General features: G+C 77.2%; 16 protein-coding genes and 1 pseudogene. 8 read left to right on the top strand and 9 right to left on the bottom strand.

The features are described 5' to 3' along the window. Positions 1–397 precede the first annotated feature (397 nt). Positions 398–1,135: a membrane protein YczE gene (gene yczE / locus HCK00_RS06800; RefSeq protein WP_240965341.1), complete on the top strand. Its 738-nt coding sequence runs from the start codon at positions 398–400 to the stop codon at positions 1,133–1,135. Between the two features lie 337 nt (positions 1,136–1,472). Further along, positions 1,473–1,847 (top strand): RNA polymerase-binding protein RbpA, encoded by a 375-nt coding sequence (locus HCK00_RS06795; protein WP_030548181.1) that lies wholly within the window; start codon positions 1,473–1,475, stop codon positions 1,845–1,847. 162 nt (positions 1,848–2,009) lie between these two features. On the opposite strand, the gene fxsA is transcribed toward HCK00_RS06795, so the two are convergent. Then, a complete protein-coding gene (fxsA, locus tag HCK00_RS06790) occupies positions 2,010–2,696 on the bottom strand; it encodes an FxsA family membrane protein (protein ID WP_168100861.1) in 687 nt (228 codons plus the stop codon). 156 nt (positions 2,697–2,852) lie between these two features. Between fxsA and HCK00_RS06785 the strand changes: the two genes are divergently transcribed. Together HCK00_RS06785 and HCK00_RS06780 are read left to right on the top strand one after the other, a co-directional pair. Beyond that, positions 2,853–3,113, top strand: coding sequence for a WhiB family transcriptional regulator (locus HCK00_RS06785; protein ID WP_168100860.1), 261 nt, complete (start codon positions 2,853–2,855; stop codon positions 3,111–3,113). A gap of 91 nt (positions 3,114–3,204) precedes the next feature. After that, positions 3,205–3,489 (top strand): hypothetical protein, encoded by a 285-nt coding sequence (locus tag HCK00_RS06780; RefSeq protein ID WP_168100737.1) that lies wholly within the window; start codon positions 3,205–3,207, stop codon positions 3,487–3,489. Positions 3,490–3,522: 33 nt separating this feature from the next. Here HCK00_RS06780 and HCK00_RS06775 read toward each other — a convergent pair whose 3' ends face one another. Beyond that, positions 3,523–4,353, bottom strand: a complete 831-nt coding sequence (locus HCK00_RS06775; protein WP_168100859.1) for a polysaccharide deacetylase family protein — start codon at positions 4,351–4,353, stop codon at positions 3,523–3,525. A gap of 49 nt (positions 4,354–4,402) precedes the next feature. Beyond that, complete coding sequence (locus HCK00_RS06770; protein WP_168100858.1) at positions 4,403–5,305, bottom strand: DMT family transporter; 903 nt, start codon at positions 5,303–5,305, stop codon at positions 4,403–4,405. Between the two features lie 745 nt (positions 5,306–6,050). On the opposite strand from HCK00_RS06770, the gene HCK00_RS06765 reads away from it, so the two are divergent. Continuing rightward, complete coding sequence (locus HCK00_RS06765; protein ID WP_311765195.1) at positions 6,051–7,175, top strand: MGDG synthase family glycosyltransferase; 1,125 nt, start codon at positions 6,051–6,053, stop codon at positions 7,173–7,175. A gap of 298 nt (positions 7,176–7,473) precedes the next feature. Here HCK00_RS06765 and HCK00_RS06760 read toward each other — a convergent pair whose 3' ends face one another. From HCK00_RS06760 to HCK00_RS06735, 6 genes are all read right to left on the bottom strand, one after another. Continuing rightward, positions 7,474–7,728 (bottom strand): DUF7218 family protein, encoded by a 255-nt coding sequence (locus HCK00_RS06760; protein ID WP_311765181.1) that lies wholly within the window; start codon positions 7,726–7,728, stop codon positions 7,474–7,476. Positions 7,729–7,839: 111 nt separating this feature from the next. Continuing rightward, complete coding sequence (locus tag HCK00_RS06755; protein ID WP_168100857.1) at positions 7,840–8,808, bottom strand: LLM class F420-dependent oxidoreductase; 969 nt, start codon at positions 8,806–8,808, stop codon at positions 7,840–7,842. 127 nt (positions 8,809–8,935) lie between these two features. Then, positions 8,936–9,721 (bottom strand): polyprenol monophosphomannose synthase, encoded by a 786-nt coding sequence (locus HCK00_RS06750; RefSeq protein WP_168100856.1) that lies wholly within the window; start codon positions 9,719–9,721, stop codon positions 8,936–8,938. After that, positions 9,718–11,517, bottom strand: a complete 1,800-nt coding sequence (gene lnt / locus HCK00_RS06745) for an apolipoprotein N-acyltransferase (RefSeq protein WP_168100855.1) — start codon at positions 11,515–11,517, stop codon at positions 9,718–9,720. Before lnt ends, HCK00_RS06750 begins: the two co-directional genes overlap by 4 nt. Before the next feature lie 668 nt (positions 11,518–12,185). Then, entirely contained in the window at positions 12,186–13,856 is a 1,671-nt protein-coding gene (locus HCK00_RS06740) for an amidohydrolase (RefSeq protein ID WP_375781925.1), read from the bottom strand. A 107-nt stretch (positions 13,857–13,963) separates the two neighbouring features. Beyond that, positions 13,964–14,404 (bottom strand): Lrp/AsnC family transcriptional regulator, encoded by a 441-nt coding sequence (locus tag HCK00_RS06735; protein WP_168100854.1) that lies wholly within the window; start codon positions 14,402–14,404, stop codon positions 13,964–13,966. 242 nt (positions 14,405–14,646) lie between these two features. On the opposite strand from HCK00_RS06735, the gene HCK00_RS06730 reads away from it, so the two are divergent. The 3 genes and pseudogenes from HCK00_RS06730 to HCK00_RS27395 all read left to right on the top strand — a co-directional run bounded on the left by HCK00_RS06730 (position 14,647) and on the right by HCK00_RS27395 (position 17,275). Next, positions 14,647–15,072, top strand: a complete 426-nt coding sequence (locus HCK00_RS06730; protein WP_168100853.1) for a hypothetical protein — start codon at positions 14,647–14,649, stop codon at positions 15,070–15,072. A 901-nt stretch (positions 15,073–15,973) separates the two neighbouring features. Next, a pseudogene (dhaL, locus tag HCK00_RS27400) lies at positions 15,974–16,564 on the top strand (dihydroxyacetone kinase subunit DhaL); the annotation flags it as partial. Positions 16,565–16,840: 276 nt separating this feature from the next. After that, positions 16,841–17,275, top strand: a complete 435-nt coding sequence (locus HCK00_RS27395) for a PTS-dependent dihydroxyacetone kinase phosphotransferase subunit DhaM (protein WP_168101044.1) — start codon at positions 16,841–16,843, stop codon at positions 17,273–17,275. Positions 17,276–17,337 lie beyond the last annotated feature (62 nt).

Raw genomic sequence — 17,337 nt, 5'->3', positions numbered from 1 at the left:
CACGCCAGACGACGAGGACCCGGCCGGCCCCGGCGGAGCACGCACGTCACCACGTGCCCCCTGAGGAGCCCCGCCGGGGCCGGGCGGAAGAGGAGATCTGATGACCGCAGACCAGCGGCCCGGCGGAGCGCACGGGGAGGGCGGCCCGGAGGAGCCCGGCCCCGACGGGGCGGAGGGCCGGCCAGGAGGGCCGGCGGGGCCGGGACCGGGCCGTCCTGCGCGCCCTGCCGTGACGGCACCCACGAGCCGGGCGGCCGGAACCCGCCACCCGGAGGGCGGAACGGGGGGCGGACGGGGCGCCCACGACCGGACGGGAGCCCACAGCGAGAGGAAGCCCGCCGAAGGGGGAAGGGTCCGGGACCGGAAGGGCTCCCGGGGTGGCCCGGGCGGCCGCCGCCTGACGCGCCGGCTGACCCAGCTCACCGTGGGCCTGGTGCTCTACGGCGCCAGCGGGGCGCTGATGGTCCGGGCGGAACTGGGCCTCGACCCGTGGAACGTCTTCCACCAGGGGCTTGCCGAACGCACCGGCCTGTCGATCGGCACGGTGCTGATCCTCGCCGGCGTGGCCGTGCTGCTGCTGTGGATACCGATGCGGCAGCGACCGGGACTGGGCACGGTGGCGAACGTCCTGGTGATCGGCGTGGCCCTGGACGCCACGCTGACGCTGCTGCCGGAGCCGCGCGCCCTGGCGGTGCGGGTCCCGCTGCTCGCCGTGGCGATCGCGCTCAACGGCGCGGCCACCGGCCTCTACATCGCCGCACGCTTCGGCGCCGGCCCCCGCGACGGGCTGATGACCGGCCTGCACCGGCGCACCGGGCGCTCCGTCCGGCTGATCCGTACCTGCGTGGAACTCGCCGTCCTCGCGACGGGGTTCGCGCTGGGCGGCGCCCTGGGGGTGGGCACCGTGGCCTACGCGCTGGCCATCGGGCCGCTGGCGCAGTTCTTCCTGCGGGTGTTCGCCGTGCCCGGGTATCCGGTGGTGGCCCCGGCAGCGGTACGGGCCACGGGGCCGGCCGCCGTCTCCCCACCGGGATCCGCGGCCCGCGAGTCAGGGGTGGCGGCCGCCCCCCCGGTGGCCGGCGGGCACGGTGCGGTGGGCCCGGTGGGCGGCGGATACGGCCGGAAGGCCGCCTGAGACCGGGTTCCGGGGGCCGCGGGGCGGGCCGCCGGACCGGCCGGGCCGCTGTCCCCCGGGGGCCGGAGTGGGGGTGGATGTCACGCGCGCACCGGCGGACCGGTATTGTACGCCCTTGGCCATCAGGCGGACCGTTACTGCGCGCCGAACCGGGAGAGACGCTGGGTGACATCTCCCGTCAGATGTGACAAACCGGGCCTTGATGGGTACAACAAGGGGCGGCACGACGGGCGACGCATGTCCCGGAACGGGAATCTTTACCGCCGACCGGACGTTGACCGGATGACGACGACAGCGACACCTGTCCTGTGGGCGACAAGCCCGGGAGGCACAATTCATGAGTGAGCGAGCTCTTCGCGGCACGCGACTTGTGGTGACCAGCTACGAGACCGACCGCGGCATCGATCTGGCCCCGCGCCAGGCGGTGGAGTACGCATGCCAGAACGGCCATCGATTCGAGATGCCGTTCTCGGTGGAGGCGGAGATTCCGCAGGAGTGGGAATGCAAGGTGTGCGGGGCCCAGGCCCTGCTCGTGGACGGCGAAGGCCCCGAGGAGAAGAAGGGCAAGCCCGCGCGTACGCACTGGGACATGCTCATGGAGCGGCGTACCCGCGAGGAACTGGAGGAGGTGCTGGCCGAGCGGCTGGCGGTCCTGCGCTCCGGTGCCATGAACATCGCCGTGCACCCGCGGGACAACCGCAAGTCCGCCTGAGCACGGCACGGTCCGCGCGCGGACCGGGAAGAACAGCGTTATCACGGTGTACCGAAGGGCCCTGACACGCCGCCAGGCGGTCAGGGCCCTTCGTCTGCCCTGACGCACCGGCCGGGCCGGCCCCTGCGCGGGGCCGGCCCGGCCGGTGGCCTCCGGCACGGTTCAGCGCGGCAGTTCACCGCCGCCCGGCCCGTCCCGGCCGTCCCGCTGCCCGCCCGGCCCGTCCTTCCGGCGCCCTCCGGGGGCATCGCCGGCGTCGCGGGCATCGTGGGCATCGTGGGCATCGTGGGCATCGTGGACGACCTCGCCGGGGACGACCCGCCCGTCCGGCCGCCGCGTCCGCGCCTGCTGGAAGGCGGGGCCGAGGCCGCCCGCGCCGAGGTCCGCCATCCGCCGCTCCAGGGACCGCTCGGCGCGCCGCCGCAGCAGCGCCCGGGTGGGCGGGAAGAGGCAGAGCAGCCCGGCCACGTCCGACAGGAGACCGGGCAGCATCAGCAGCAGACCGCCCAGCATGGCGAAGGCGTTGCCGCCCGAGCGGCCCTCGCCGGTGGACGCCGCCCCGGGCGCCTCACCCCGCTGGACACTCTCGCTCAGCCGCCGCCACGCCCGCCGCCCGGCCCGCTTCACCACCGCGGCGCCGACCACCGTGCCGGCCAGCAGGAGCAGCAGGACGGCCAGGCCGCCGAGGGCGTCGGCCACCAGGGTCAGCAGCCAGATCTCCAGCACCACCCAGGCGGCGACGGCCAGCGGCAGCAGCCTCAGCCGCCGGGATCGCCGCGGCCGGGAGGCGGTGGCCCCGGAGCCTCGGTCCTCGGGTGGTTCATATCGGTACAGTGCGCCGCTCGTCATGGTTCCAGTGTGCCGGGCCCGCGGCGCGACACGGGCTCCGGGAGGGAGGAGTCGGCGGCCGTACCCCGGGTACGCGATGAGAACCGACACGTGGCACACATGATCTCATCCACAGCCGAACGTCATGAAACTGACGAATTGAACGGAGTGGCATCCATGGACTGGCGTCAGAACGCGGCATGCCGCGACAGCGACCCGGACCTGTTCTTCCCCGTCGGCACCTCCGGACCGGCGCTGCGCCAGGAACAGGCCGCGAAGGCGATGTGCGCGAGCTGCCCCGTGAGCGGGGCGTGCCTCGACTGGGCTCTGCGGACCGGACAGGCCTCGGGGGTCTGGGGCGGTACGACGGAGGACGAGCGGCGCCCGATGCTGCGGCGCCGGGCCCGGGAACGCAGGCAGGCCCGGGCCGCCCTCTGAGAACGGGCGGGGGCCCGCCCCCGCATGGGTGGCAGGGCTGCGGGTACGAAGAAGCCCGGTACGCACGCACGGCGAGAGAGGACCGGGACAGATGGCGGAACAACGCTCCGAGGAGACCCGTACGGGGGCCATTCCCCGGGACATGCCCGACCAGCAGGCCGGCGCGGCCCCGGACGAACCGGCCGCGGCACCCGGTGGCGGCAAGGACGACGAGGACACGCAGCTGCCCGACACCGACGAGGCGGGCACCGGCCGCCGCGTGGACGCCGAGAACCCCGCGGGCAGCGGCTCCGCCTCCGGCGCCACCGACCCGGAAGAGGCCGCACAGGACCCCGCCGGCCCGACCGGCCCCGTACCCGACGAGCCCGCGGACTGACCGGACCACCCGCACGGGCCCCACACCGCCCGTTCACCGCCCGCGCCGGACCGCCCCCGGGTTCCGTCCGGCGGCGGGAGGGGTGACGGGCCGTGTTCGCGTGCACGGGGCGGCCGGCCGCCCCGTGGGCGGCCCGTGCTCGGCCAGCGGGCCGACGGCCAGGCCCGCCGCCCGGCAGTCGGCCACGACGCCAGGCAGCGCCGCGAGGGTCGCCCGCCAGCTCCCCGGCGCCGAGGTGTCGTCCGAGTCGTGCAGCACGAGGGTGCCGCCCCCGTGCAGGCAGGCCCCGGTCACCGCCCGGATGGAGGACGGGGTGGCTTCCGCCTCCCAGTCCCGGCCCCACGCGGTCCACAGCACCGGACGCAGGCCGGCGCGGCGGGCCGCGGCCCAGCGCCCGCCGGTGAGGATGCCGTAGGCGGGCCGGTACCACTCCGGGCTCCGGCCGGCGGCCTCCCCCACCACGGCCGCGGCACGGGCCAGCGTGCGGATGTCGCGGACCGGGGCGGGGCGCCAGGGCCGTTCGTGCGTCCAGCCGTGGACGGCCAGCTCGTGGCCGCGGGCGGCCACCTCGCGCGCCACGCCGGGGTGGGCCACCACCCGCGCGCCCAGGACGAAGAACGTCGCCCGCACCCCGAGCCCGTCCAGGGCGTCCAGGAAGAGCGGGGTGGACTCCGGGTCGGGGCCGTCGTCGAAGGTGAGCGCCACGTGATCGGGGCGGCCCGCACCGGCGAGGCCGGGGAAGCAGCGCCGGCGCAGCCCCGGCAGCCAGGTCACGGCCGGGGCGATGTGTGCGGCCGCGGCCACGGCGAACGGCCCGCCGAGAAGGGCGCCCGTCCGCCACGCGGCCGGGGGGAGAGGGGTCATCGGGGCTCCGCCTCCTGGGGCGCCGTCCCCCGCCCCTCCGGCACCGTACTCACGCGCCGGCGCCCGGCCGGTCCCGGGCCTGTGGCGCTGCGTCCCAGGCGCCGCTGACCGACCAGGCGCGGGCCAGTCCCACACTGCCCGCGCCGATGAGCGCGGCACCGATCACCTCCGGGAGTACCCAGATTCCGAGGGCGATGCGCTCCTGGAACAGCGCCCATCCCAGGGCCACGCTGGTCAGCGCGTCCCCCAGGGTCAGCGCGGGCTGTGAGGCGGTCAGCGTTCCGGCCCGCAGCGCGCCCTGCAGCAGGAGGAAGGCGGTGACCCCCGCGACCGCCGTGGCGTACGGCGGCCACTGCGTCAGCAGCGCGGCCAGGCCGTCCGGAAAGCGGCCCACGACCTCTTTGAGCAGCGCGGCCGTCCCCGCGAAGGAGAGCGCCGAGGCCAGCCCCAGCAGCGCCGCGCGGGACGCGCCCCTGGTCAGCCGGGCCACCAGGCTCAGGGCCAGTACGGCGCCGAACACCGCGCCCCCGGCCATGAGCCAGGATCCGACGGGTGCCGTGGCCCGGCCCGGGGAGGGTGCGGCCGCGCCCAGGAAGAGGGCGAGACCCGCGGCGAGGGCCACGAAGCCGCGCCACGTCCTGCGGCCCGGGCGGCGCCGGAAGACCACACTGCCCAGCACCAGGCTGAACAGCAGCTCGGTGGCCATCAGCGGCTGGACCACCGCCAGGCTGCCCACCGCGAGCGCCGCGGCCTGCAGCACGGTGGTCACCCCGAGCATGGCCGCGCCGATCAGCCAGTAGGGCCGCCGCAGGACGTGCCCGAGCCAGCGCAGCGCGGAGCCGGGCCCGTGGCCGTTGCCGGGCTCCTCGGCGGCGGCGCGCCGCTGGAGGACGGAGGCCGCGGCGTTGGCCAGCGCCGCCAGCAGGGCGAGGACGGTCGTGAGGGCGTTCACCCGCCCCGCCTCCTCTCCCCGGCGCGGGACACCGGCGCGGGCGCGGGGCCGGGCCGGTGGAGCGCGGGGAGAGCGGTGCCCGGCGCCACGGGCGGGAGCACGCCCCGAGGCGCGGGAACGGCCGGAAGGGGGAACCCGGCCGGAGCGGAGGACGTACGGCCGGACGGGTTCCAGGTCCGGCGCTCGGAGTGCCGGTGGCCGGGCCCGTTCCGGGTCCGGCGGTCCGGCTGCCGGTGATCCCGCTGCCGGTGGCCGTGGGCCCGGCCCGCCGGAGGGGAGGGGCGGAGGGGAGGAGCGGTCGGCGGTGGCCGTTCCGGCCGCCGGGGCGGCGGGGGGCAGGAATCGCGCCTGCCCTTCCCCGGCACGGCGGCCGGACCGGGGCGCGCCCCGCCGCCGGGTGCGCCCCGCGGTCGGCGGGCGTGTCCGGCAGCGGCCCGCGCGCCGGCTGCGCCGGGGAGGCGGGGGCGGGGCGCGGAGGACATGGCGGCATCGACCTCGGGTACGGCGGTGGGTGAACCTCGGACGGGGACGGGGACGGGGACGGGGACGGGGGCGGACGGACGGACGGAGCGGGACGACGGGGCAGGACGGCCGTCCCCGTCCGTGGGGCCGGCCACCCCGGGACCCGGGCCCAGAATGCGCAAAGTATCCGGTAATGGGATGTTTGAAACGGAAGGTGGTGAGGTGTTTGCCGGACGCCCGCGCGGGTCAACCGGCACTCGTGCACGTTCCCCCCGCCGGCCCCATGGGGCACCGGCCTTCCGCCGGCGCCCGCCGCCGGACGCTGATCCTCACCGCGAGCATGGGCGCCGGTCATGACACCGTGGCCGGCGAACTCGCGCGCCGCGAGCGGGCGGCCGGCCACGAACCCCATGTCGTGGACGTCCTCCGGCTCCTCCCCTGCGGGCTCGGCGGCGGGCTGCGGCACTCCTACCGGGCGTCGGTGCGCCACTTCCCGTGGGCCTACGCCGGCCTGTACCGGGCGTTCCTGCGTGGCTCCGGCTCGCGCCGGCCCAGCGGCGTCCCCCTGGCACGGCTCGCCGGCGACCGGCTGACCGAGCTGGCGGACCGGCTGGGCGCCGATGTCGTGGTCTCCGTCTTCCACCTCGCCGCGCAGCTCACCGGCCATCTGCGGGCCGGGGGCGAGCTGCGGGTGCCGAGCGCGGTCTTCGTGCTCGACTTCGCCGTCCACCGCCAGTGGCTGCACCCCGGCAACGACCGTTACCTCTGCCTGACGGAGCAGGCCGCGGCGGAGGTGCGCCGCGGTGTCCCGGTGCCGGTCCGCACCACCGGGCCGGTGGTAGCGCCCGGCTTCCTCACCGAGGAGCCCGGGGCCGGGCCGTGGCGGGAACTGCTGGGGCGGCGGGCCCCCGGCCGCCCGCCCGTGCTGCTGTCCGCCGGCGCCTGGGGGGCCGCGGCCGGCGCGGCGGTCACCGCCCGGCTGCTGACCGGCGCCGGCTACCTGCCGGTCGTGCTCTGTGGCCGGAACGAGCGGCTCCGCGACCGGCTGTCGCGGATCCCCGGCGTCCTCGCACTGGGCTGGGTGGCCGGGATGCCCGGGCTGATGGGCGCCTCGTACGCCCTGGTGGACAACGCCGCCGGGCAGACCGCCGTCCAGGCGCTCGCCCGCGGTCTGCCGGTGGTGGGGTACCGTCCCCTGCCCGGTCACGGCGCCGAAGGGGTGCGGCGGATGGCGGACCTCGGTGTCTCGGCCCTGGCCGCGGACGGGCCGGGGCTGCTGACGGCGCTCGGCCGGCTCGCGGCCGGCGGCCCGGGGCGCGCGGAGCAGACGGCCCGCGGCCGGGGCCTCTTCACGGAGGACGCCATGGCGTGCGCGGCCGAACTCGCCGGCTCCGGCGTTCCGCTCTGAGGGGTGCGCCGGTCACGGCGGAGGCCCGGGCGGCGCCGGCCGCGAGGGCCGGGTCACGGCGGACGGTGAGGCGTCCACCGTCCGGGCGGGCCCGGTCTCACGGCACCGGGCCGGGCCGGTCCGGTCAGGCCGGTGAAGACGCGGACGCCGGGGCGTCACCGAAGGAGCCGCGCGGACGGCACGGACGGCACGGACACCGGGCCCGGCCCCGGCGGGCGGCGGTCGCGCCGCGGTGCCCGGCGGCCGCCGGGGCCGGGTCTCCCGGCGGTGTGCGCCGGGAGACCCCCGGGGCAGCCGCTCAGTGGTTCCGCAGGGCGGAGATCAGCTCGCTCTTGGTCATCGTCGACCTGCCCTCGATCCCGACCTTCTTCGCCTCCGCGTACAGCTCCTGCTTGCTCTGCCGCTCATAGGCGCCGGACGCGCCGCCCTTGCGGCCGGTGCGGGAGCTGGAGCCCTGGTCGGCGTTGGCGATCCGGGCGGCCTTCTCCTTGCTCGCGCCTTCGCGGCGCAGCGCCTCGTACATCTTCTCGTTCTTGATCTGCGGGGTGGGCACGGTCCTCGCCTCCGTTCGTCGGGTGATCTGGCAGGGGATCTGTTCAGGTGTTCCGTCGCCTCGTCCGCCCGCCTCGCCCGGGGGTCATCACCGCCCCGGGCGGCGCCGGCCTCAGAAGGCGTCGCGCAGCGCGGGCAGGAGGGTCTTCTCCGACCAGTCCAGGAAGGAGTGCTGGTGCTCGCCGCCGACCTGGACGAGGGCCACCTCGGTGAACCCCGCCTCGGCGAACGGCCGGACGGCCGCCACGACGGCGTCGACGTCGTCTCCGCAGGGGATGGACTCCGCGACGTCCTCGGGGCGCACGAACTGGGTGGCCGCGGCGAAGGAGGCCGGGCCGGGAAGTTCGGCGTTGACCTTCCAGCCGCCCGCGAACCAGCGGAACTGCTCGTGGGCGCGGCGCACGGCGGCCTCGCGGTCCGGGTCGTAACAGATGGGCACCTGGCCCACCCGGGGCTTTCCCGCCCCGCCGTGCCGGTCGAACGACGTCAGCAGCTCCGCCTTGGGCTCCACCGCCACCAGCACGTCGGCGAGGCGGCCGGCCAGGGCGCAGGACTGCTCGCCGGAGACGGCGATGCCGATGGGCGGCGGCTCGTCGGGCAGGTCCCAGAGCTTGGCGGACTCGACGTCGAAGTGCGTGCCGTGGTGGTTGACGTAGCCGCCCTCGAAGAGGGAGCGGATGACGGTGACGGCCTCGTCGAGCATCTCGTGCCGGACGTCCGCCGCGGGCCAGCCGCCGCCCACCACGTGCTCGTTGAGACTCTCCCCGGCGCCCAGGCCCAGCCGGAAGCGGCCCTCGGAGAGGAGTTGCAGCGTGGCCGCCTTCTGGGCGACGACCGCCGGGTGGTAGCGCATCGTCGGGCAGGTGACGAAGGACATCAGCGGGATCCGGGAGGTCGCCTGGGCGGCGGCCCCGAGCACGGACCACATGTACGGGGAGTGGCCCTGGGCGTCCAGCCAGGGGAAGTAGTGATCGGAGGTGACGGAGAAGTCGAACCCGGCCTCCTCGGCGCGGACCACGTGTCCGACGAGGTCCCGGGGACCGGCCTGTTCGGTCAGCATCGTGTAGCCGATTTGCACCATGGACCCCGATTGCCCTTGCGGTCCGGGGAGAAACCTGCGGACGATCACGACACGGGGTGACGGGCCCCGCCGCCGCCCGGCGGGCCCTCCCCCCCAGGCCCCGTACCGGCCCGCGCCCGGCGCGGGCTCAGCCCACCCCGCGCGCCGTCCGCCCCACCCGGTCCAGCACCCGCCGCGCGCGGGCGCCCACGCCCCAGGCGGTGACCCGCCACAGCGCCTCGACGAAGATGTCCCGGCTCATCTTGGAGTCGCCCACCTCCCGCTCCACGAAGGTGATCGGCACCTCCACCACGTGGTAGCCGGCCTTCACCGCGCGCCAGGCCAGGTCCACCTGGAAGCAGTACCCCTGCGAGGCGACGGCGTCCATGCCGAGCCCCCGCAGCGTCTCGGCGCGGAACGCCCGGTAACCGCCGGTGACGTCCCGCACGGGGATGTCCAGCAGCAGCCGGGAGTAGGTGGAGCCGCCCCGGGAGATCAGCTCCCGCGTCCGGGGCCAGTTGACGATCCGGCCGCCGGGCATCCAGCGGGAGCCGAGCACCAGGTCGGCCCCCTTGAGGGCGGTGAGCAGCCGGGGCAGTTCCTCGGGCTGGTGGGAGCCGTCGGCGTCCATCTCGACGAGGACCCCGTAGCCGTGGTCGATGCCCCAGCGGAAACCGGCGAGGTAGGCGGCGCCCAGGCCCTCCTTGCCGCGCCGGTGGAGGACGTGCACCCGGTCGTCCTCGGCGGCGAGCTCGTCGGCCAGCTTGCCGGTGCCGTCGGGGCTGTTGTCGTCGGCGACGAGGACGTGGGCGGCGGGCACCGCGGCGCGCACCCGGCCCACGATGGCCTTGACGTTGCCGGCCTCGTTGTAGGTCGGAATGATCACGAGTACCGTGCCGAGCGGCTCCTGCTGCCGCTCCCCGCCGTCCGTCACCGCTGTCCCCTCCGGTTCGTGCCTCCTCGCCGGCCGGCCGCGATCGCGACGGCGCAGGAGAGGAGGCCCACCATAGCGAGCACCCATTCGGGCGCCGCGCCCATCCGGTCGGCGACGGTCGTGTCGTCGCGCAGCGGCAGCTCGGTGGTGATCACGTCCTGGGTGAACTCCTGGGTCCGCTCGGCGATCACCCCGTCCGGCCGCACCACGGCGCTGATCCCGCTGGGGGCCGCGGTGACGATGGCGCGGCCGTGCTCGACGGCGCGCAGCCGGGACATCACGAGCTGCTGCTCGGGCTGGCCGGTGCGGCCGTACGTGGCGTTGTTCGTCTGGATCACGAGCGCCCGGGCACCCTCGTTCACCGTGTCCCGGACGATCTCGTCGTAGGCCACCTCGAAGCAGATCACGTCGCCGAGCCGGGCCGGGCCGACCTGGAGGACGCCGCTGCCCTCACCGGGCCAGAAGTCGCGCGGGACGCGCTGGAGGCGGGTGATGACCTTGCTGAGCTGGTCCCGGAAGGGCACGTACTCCCCGAAGGGGACGGGGTGCTGCTTGGTGTACGAGGCGCCGGGCCCCGTCTCCGGGTCCCAGACGATGCCCTGGTTCTCGACGTACCCCTCGCGGGTGGGGTGGTCGACGAGGGCGCCGACGAGGACCGGCACGCCCACGGCGCGCACCGCCTCCTCGATACGGGCCCGCGCCTCCGGATAGCGGAAGGGATCGAGGTCGGAGGCGTTCTCCGGCCAGATCACGAGGTCCGGGCGGGGCTCGCGGCCGGCGCGGACGTCCTCGGCCAGGTCGAGCGTGGCCTCGACGTGGTTGTTGAGGATCATCATCGGCCGGCCGAGGAAGTCCATCCCCGGCTTCTGGACGTCGCCCTGGACGACGGCGATCCGGACGGTGTCGTCCGGCTCCGTGGGCACCGGGACGGCCGCGCCGGCCGACGCCGCGACGAGGGCCCCCACGAGGGCCGGGAGGGCGCGCAGGGCGGCCCGCCGCCGCCCGGTGGCGCCGTCCCCGCCCGGCGCGCGCCGCGCGGCCCGCCACAGCGCCAGGCCGGCCGCGCCCAGCAGGGACCCGGCCAGCGCCACGGCGAAGGTGACCAGGACGGCCCCGCCGAGCGCGGCGAGCGGCAGGAACGGCGAGCCGGTGACGCCGAACGCGAGCCGCCCCCACGGGAAGCCGCCGAGCGGCACCCGGTCCCGCGCCCATTCCTCGGCCACCCACAGACAGGCGCCCCACAGCGGCCACAGCGGCAGCCGGGAGGTCAGCGCGAGCCCGGCGCCCAGCGCGGCGAGGAAGAGCGCCTGGAGGGCGCTCAGGCCGAGCACGGTGTCGTACCCGATGACGCGCAGCCAGCCCAGCAGCAGGAGGAAGAACGGCAGCCCGAAGGCGAACCCGGCCCAGGCGCCCTGACGCGCGGTGCGGCCCCGGGTGAGCAGCGCGAGGGCGGCGACGGCGAGCGGGGCGAGGGGCCAGAGGTCGTACGGCGGGAAGGCGAGCGCCAGGCCGAGCCCGGCCACGGCGGCCAGAGCCGTCCGCGGGGCCTCGCGCCGGGCCCACAGCCCGGTGCGGCGCAGCCGGCCGGGGCGTCCGGTGCCGCCCGGCGCCCCGGTGGCACTCGCGGGCGCGCCGGCGCCGGAACCGCTCCCCGGGGCGGCGGGCCGTTCTCCGGTGCCCGGCTCCGGCCCCTCCCCCGGGCCGCGGGCGGGCCCGGGGCCACGGCCGGACGCGCCGTCCGGGGGCGAGGGGTCCCCGGAGGGGCGTTCCGTGGCTGCGGCGGGACCCGAATGCACGGTGGCGTGCCTTCCTCGAAGTGGTGCGTGACGAGGTGACGGTACCCCGGCCGGGGCGGGCGGCGGGAACGGTCCCGCGCGACGCCCCCGGTGCCGGAAGCGGGCCGGGGAACCGGGCCGGAACGCGATGCCGGGCCGGAACCGGAACCGGCCGGGGAACTCCCGGGCCGGGGGAATCGGGGAAACAGGGGAAACGGTGGAAGCAGGCCGTGGCGTGCACGGCGGCGCTCCGCGCGCGGACGGCGGGCGGAAGGCGCTCGGCGGGGCCCGGTGCCCTTCGGGCCGACCCGGGACCCGCTGGCTGCGGGCCGACCGAAGCCGTTGTCTACTGGGCGTCCGGGCCCCACCCGGGTCGCACCTGCCGGCCGGCGGGAGTCCTCCCCCGCCCCCTCGCGCGCGTGCTGGACCTGGCTCCCAGTGGCGGCACACCGTGCCGGCGCACCACCCGTGGCCCAGCGGCGCTCGAGGACTGTCGCGGAGACTCCCCGGTCGGACGTCCTGTGGTGGACGTGGCCGAAACTACCCGCCGCCGACCGCAGTCTGTCAACACTCGTCCCACCTGCGTCGTTGGCGCAACCCAGCAGGTCAGGACGGAAGATCCGCAGGTGACGGGGAAGGCCCGGCCCGCCGGGGCGCGGTGGGCCGGGAACGGACGGCGCTCCGGGACGTCACTCGATCGGCCGCGCGAACACCGTCCGCCCGGCCACCACCGTCCGCAGGCACACCGGAAGCGGTCCGCCGGGCAGCAGTTCGGGCAGCCCGGGGGTGCCGGAACGGGGGTCGGTGGACCAGGCGGCGACCCGCTCGTCCGGTGCCTGGACGACGAGTTCGCCCCGCTCCCACACCGCGTAGTCGGCGGGGGCCCCGGGGACCAGGACACCGGCGTCGTCCCGCCCGACGGCGCGCCAGCCGCCCCGGGTGTGGGCGGTGAACGCGCCCCGGACGGAGATCCGGTGCGCGGGCGTGTGGTGGAAGGCCGCCGCGCGGACGGTGCCCCACGGGTCGAAGGGGGTGACGGGGCTGTCGGAGCCGAACGCCAGCGGCACCCCCGCCCGCAGCAGCGCCGCGTAGGGGTTGAGGCCGGCGGCCCGCCCGGCGCCGAGCCGCCGGGCGTACATCCCGTCCGCGCCGCCCCAGGCCGCGTCGAAGGCGGGCTGGACGGAGGCGGTGAGGGCCAGTTCGGCGAAGGCCGCCACATGCCCGGGGGTGAGCATCTCGGCGTGCTCCACGCGGTGGCGCGCGGCCCGGACCCGGGCGGTCCCCAGCCGCTCCGCGGCGCGCCGGACGCCCTCGGTGACGGCGGTCAGCGCCGCGTCGCCGATGGCGTGGAACCCCGCCTGGAGACCGGCTTCGGTGCAGGCGGTGACATGGGCGGCGACGGCGGCCGCGTCGAGGAGGGCGGTGCCGGTGTGCGGGGCGTCGGCGTACGGCTCGTGGAGGTGGGCGGTGCGCGAGCCGAGCGAGCCGTCGGCGCACAGGTCGCCGGCGGCGCCCACGGCGCCCAGGGCGCGGATCCGCTCGGCGCCCTTCGCGTCCGCGACGGGTTCGGCCCAGTAACCGAAGACGCGCGGACCGGGCTCGCGGGCGGCGAGGGCGAGCAGGGCGGTGAAGTCGTCCTCGCCGGAGATGTCGGGGCCGGCGCACTCGTGGAGGGAGCCGATGCCGCACGCCGCGGCCTGTGCGCGGGCCGCGCGCTGCGCCTCGGCGCGCTCCCCCGGGGTGACGGCGGCCAGGGCGGCGCGGCGCACGGCGTGGTGGGCCTCCCCGGTGAGCGGACCGTCGCCGGTGAACCCGGCCAGGGCGGTGACGCCGGGCACCCGGTCGAGGAGTGCCGTGGTGACGACGGCCGAGTGGACGTCGACCCGGCTGAGGTAGAGCGGCCGGCCGCCGGCCGCGGTGTCCAGCTCCGCGCGGGAGGGGGGCCGGCCCCCGGGCCACTCCCCCGCGTCCCAGCCGTGCCCGAGCAGGACGGCGTCGCCGGGCCGGGCCGTGGCGTGGGCCCGGACCCGGTCCAGGGCGCCGGCGAGATCCCGGGCGCCGGCCAGGTCGAGCCCGGTGAGCGCGAGGCCGGTGGCGGTGAGGTGCACGTGGGCGTCGGTGAAGGCCGGGGTGACCAGCGCGCCGCGGAGGTCGGCCACCTCGTCCACCCCGTCGGCGAAGGACTCCGCGGCGCCTTCCGAACCGACCCAGGCCACCCGTCCCCGCTCGACGACCATCGCGGTGGCGAACGGGTCGGCGGGGCTGTGCACCGTCCCCCCGCGCAGCAGGACGGTGCGGTGGGGTCCGGCGCCGGGCGCCTCGGGGGTCTCGGGTGCCTGGGGCGGGGTGCGGTCGTTCACGGGGCTGCCTTCGCCGGATCGGGGGCCGTCGGGGATCGGGGGCGCGCGGGACGCGGGGCCGGGCCCCAGTGTCGCGCCCCGGCGGTCCGTCCCCCGCCGCGGGGTGGTCAGATCCGGGGCGGCCGTGCCTCGTAGGGGGTGGAGAGGACGACGGTGGTACGGGTGGAGACCCCGGCGAGGGAGCGGATCCGGGTGAGGAGGTGCTCCAGCTCCAGCGGGGTCGCGACGCGCACCTTGAGGATGTAGTTCTCGTCCCCCGCGACGCTGTGGCAGGCCTCCAGCTCGGGGACGCCCGCGAGCCGTTCGGCGATGTCGTCGGGGGCGCTGGGATCGAAGGGCTTGACCGAGATGAACGCGGTGAGCGGCAGGCCGACGGCCTCCGGGTCGACCACGGCGGCGTAGCCCCGGATGACGCCGCGCTGCTCCAGCCGGCGGACGCGCTGGTGCACCGCCGAGGTGGACAGGCCGGTGGCCTTGCCCAGGTCGGTGTAGCTCATGCGCCCGTCCTTGACGAGCAGTTCCACGATCCGTCGGTCCAGTTCCTCCACAGCCGTAGGACCCTACAGCGTCCGCGGCCCCGTGAGACACCGGGCAACCGGCCAGGCCCGGACCGGCCACGCGGCCGCGTCCCTCCCCCGGAACCCACGGCGCACTCCGTGTGACAAAGACCACACCCCGTGTGCGGTGTCCTGGAAAAGCGCCGCGATTACCGGTGCCGGGGCGCGGGAAAAGTCTGCTGTGGTCGAGGCCACAGCGCCTCACCGTCCCAGCGAGGGGGAGAGACGAACATATGCGCAGTCTGAAGCGCCCGGGCCGCGGACACCGCGCCCAGGCCGTCACCGCCGTCGAGCCGCAGGGCCTCGGCCCGGCCGACGGCGAGGAGGACGGCCAGGACCACGAGACCTACGAGATGTTCCGGGTCACCTGCCCGGACTGTGCGCGCCCGATCGCGCTCCTCGCCGACGAGGAGGCCCTTCCCGAGCACGCGCTCTGCGCCAGCCCGTGGAACCCCTTCGGTCTCACGGTCTGCCCCGGAACCGGGCGCTCCGTGGAGGAGACGGCCCCGGCCTCCGAGGGTTCGGAGGTCCAGGAGCAGGCGGCGGCACTGCTGCTGACGCTCCCGCAGGGGCTGGACTGGCGGACCCAGCCCTTCTCCCACATCGGTGGGCCGGGCTCGCGCCCGTTCCGTCTGCCGCCGATGCGCCAGACCGCCTGACGGCGCGTCCCTGAACGTTCGCCGCCCGCCGCCGGGGACGCCCCGGCGGCCCGGTGTCCCGGCGTCGCGTGACGCGGCGTCACCCCGTCCCGGTCACCGCCCGCCCGCGCCGCCGGTCGGGGACGGATCCTCACGCCCCGCTCCGGGTCCCCGGCGCGGGGCGGTTCGTTTCCCACGCCCGGGGACCCGGGGCAGGGACCCGGGGCGGGCGGCCCGGTACCTGAGGGCCCGCCAGGACGCCTGCGGGCGGAGCCGCGGGAGACGCCGGCGAGGCGCTGGCGTGGAGAACCGGGAGGCCAGGAGGCCAGGAGGCCGCGGCGGGTCCGCGAGAGGCGCGACGCGCAGGCAGCCGTCGCCCGGCGCCCCGCTCCCGGTGAGCGGACGGCGTCCCGTACCCCGGACCGGTCCCGCCGCGCCGGCCCGCGCTGACGGCCCGCCAGGGAGCGAACCAGCTCCACCGCGCCGCCGCCCTTCGCGACCGCGAACATCCTGGAGCGGCCAGGGAAGACCCCGGGGCCGTCCCGGCCGTACTCCCCCGCCTCCCCGGAACCCGCGCGCCGCCACGACGGCGGGACCCGCGTGCCCACGGCGTACGCCCGGGGCGGCCGCGCTCCGCCGCGCGCACCGATCATCCGACATACGCGCCGACCGGCGGACCGCCACCGTCGACGCGCGGCGGCCGCACGCCCCAGACTGGAGACCACGGCGGGACCGGATCTCCCGGCCCCGTCCGCCGCGCGCCCCACCTCCCCGCGCGGCGGCCGCCGCGAACCGAGGAGTTACCGCCTTGACCGTGTCCCCCGGCTCCCCCGGCTCCCCCGGCTCCCCCGGCCCCGATTCCGGAGTCCCCGCGGCCCCCTCGGGGGACCCCGTCCTCGACACCGACTTCTTCCGCCGGTGGCTGGATCGCGCCACCGCCGTCATCCGGGAGCAGGCGGGCTACCTCACCGAGCTGGACTCGGCCATCGGGGACGCGGACCACGGCTCCAACCTGCGGCGCGGCTTCGACTCCGCGATCGCCTCGAAGGCGTACGCGACGGCCACGACGCCGGGCGAGCTGCTCAAGGGGTTCGGCACCCATCTCATCAGCACGGTCGGCGGGGCCTCGGGCCCGCTGTACGGGACGGTGCTGCGCCGCGCCGCCAAGGTCTTCGGCGACGAGAGGGCCGTCTCCCCGGAGGCGCTGGGTGAGGCGCTGGAGGCGGCGGTGGCCGGCGTGTGCCGGCTCGGGCACTCGGGGCCGGGGGACAAGACCATGGTGGACGCCCTGAACCCGGCCGCCGAGGCGTACGCGCGGGCCCTCGGCGCGGGCGCGGATCTCCCCGGCGCCCTCGACGCGGCGGCGCGCGCCGCGCGGGAGGGTGCCGACGCGACCGTCGGCCTGACCGCCCGCCGGGGTCGGGCCAGCTATCTCGGCGGGCGGAGCGCCGGCCACCGGGACCCGGGCGCGGCCTCCACGGCGCTGCTGCTCACGGCGCTCCACGCGACAGCGGCCGGCCCGGCGGAGGGCCCCGGCGCGGCCCCGCCGGACCGGTCCGCCGAAGGAGCGTCCGAAGGGGCCCGGGGGCCTGCCGCCGGGCCGGAGGACGCACCCGGCGCCCCGGCACCGGAAGACGCCGCCGCCGGGCCGGAGGGGACGCCGGACGCGGCGGGGACGGCTCGGGGCGCCGGACCGGCCCCCGCACCACAGGGGGCGGCTCGCCCCGCCGGCCGGGACGGGGACGAGGGCCGGGCCGCGGAGCCGGAGGCCGCCGGCGCCCGGCAGGCCGTGCCCGAGACCACCCCGCGGCAGGAGCCGGGCCGGGTGGGCCTGGTGCTCGTCTCGCACAGCCGTCAGGTGGCCGAGGCCACCGCGCGCCTGGCCCGCGACCTGGTGGGCGCGGGCGACCCGGCGCCGGTCGCCCCCGCGGGCGGCGTCGAGGACGGCGGGGTGGGCACCAGCGCCGCGCTCGTCCGCCGTGCCGTGGCGGCCGTGGACGAGGGCGCGGGGGTGGTCGTCCTGTGCGACATGGGCAGCGCGGTGCTCACCGTCAAGGCGCTGCTGGCCGAGACGGGACCGGAGGCGCTGCCCGCGGGGGTGCGCATCGCGGACGCGCCGTTCGTCGAAGGCGCGGTGGCGGCCCTGGTCACGGCGTCCGCCGGGGCGGGCATGGACCTGGTGCTCTCGGCCACCGACGACGCACGGACCTTCCGGAAGCTGTGAGCCGATGCGTGACCGGGTGACTCGTCACTCGGCCTTGGTGATCGTGACCCTTGAAGCAGCAC

This window comes from Streptomyces zingiberis (assembly GCF_012034935.1).
GTDB classification, from domain to species: Bacteria; Actinomycetota; Actinomycetes; order Streptomycetales; family Streptomycetaceae; genus Streptomyces; species Streptomyces zingiberis.
Note: the sequence above shows the minus strand (reverse complement) of the source record. Positions and strands in the feature narration are given on the sequence as shown.

What these genes read in the sequence shown, in the direction of transcription:
- HCK00_RS06775 (WP_168100859.1), bottom strand. Translation starts at nt 4,353, where the DNA reads ATGACCCCTCTCCCCCCGGCCGCGTGGCGGACGGGCGCCCTTCTCGGC.
- fxsA (WP_168100861.1), bottom strand. Translation starts at nt 2,696, where the DNA reads ATGACGAGCGGCGCACTGTACCGATATGAACCACCCGAGGACCGAGGC.
- HCK00_RS06730 (WP_168100853.1), top strand. Translation starts at nt 14,647, where the DNA reads ATGCGCAGTCTGAAGCGCCCGGGCCGCGGACACCGCGCCCAGGCCGTC.
- HCK00_RS06780 (WP_168100737.1), top strand. Translation starts at nt 3,205, where the DNA reads ATGGCGGAACAACGCTCCGAGGAGACCCGTACGGGGGCCATTCCCCGG.
- HCK00_RS06785 (WP_168100860.1), top strand. Translation starts at nt 2,853, where the DNA reads ATGGACTGGCGTCAGAACGCGGCATGCCGCGACAGCGACCCGGACCTG.
- HCK00_RS06795 (WP_030548181.1), top strand. Translation starts at nt 1,473, where the DNA reads ATGAGTGAGCGAGCTCTTCGCGGCACGCGACTTGTGGTGACCAGCTAC.
- HCK00_RS06755 (WP_168100857.1), bottom strand. Translation starts at nt 8,808, where the DNA reads ATGGTGCAAATCGGCTACACGATGCTGACCGAACAGGCCGGTCCCCGG.
- HCK00_RS06765 (WP_311765195.1), top strand. Translation starts at nt 6,051, where the DNA reads ATGGGGCACCGGCCTTCCGCCGGCGCCCGCCGCCGGACGCTGATCCTC.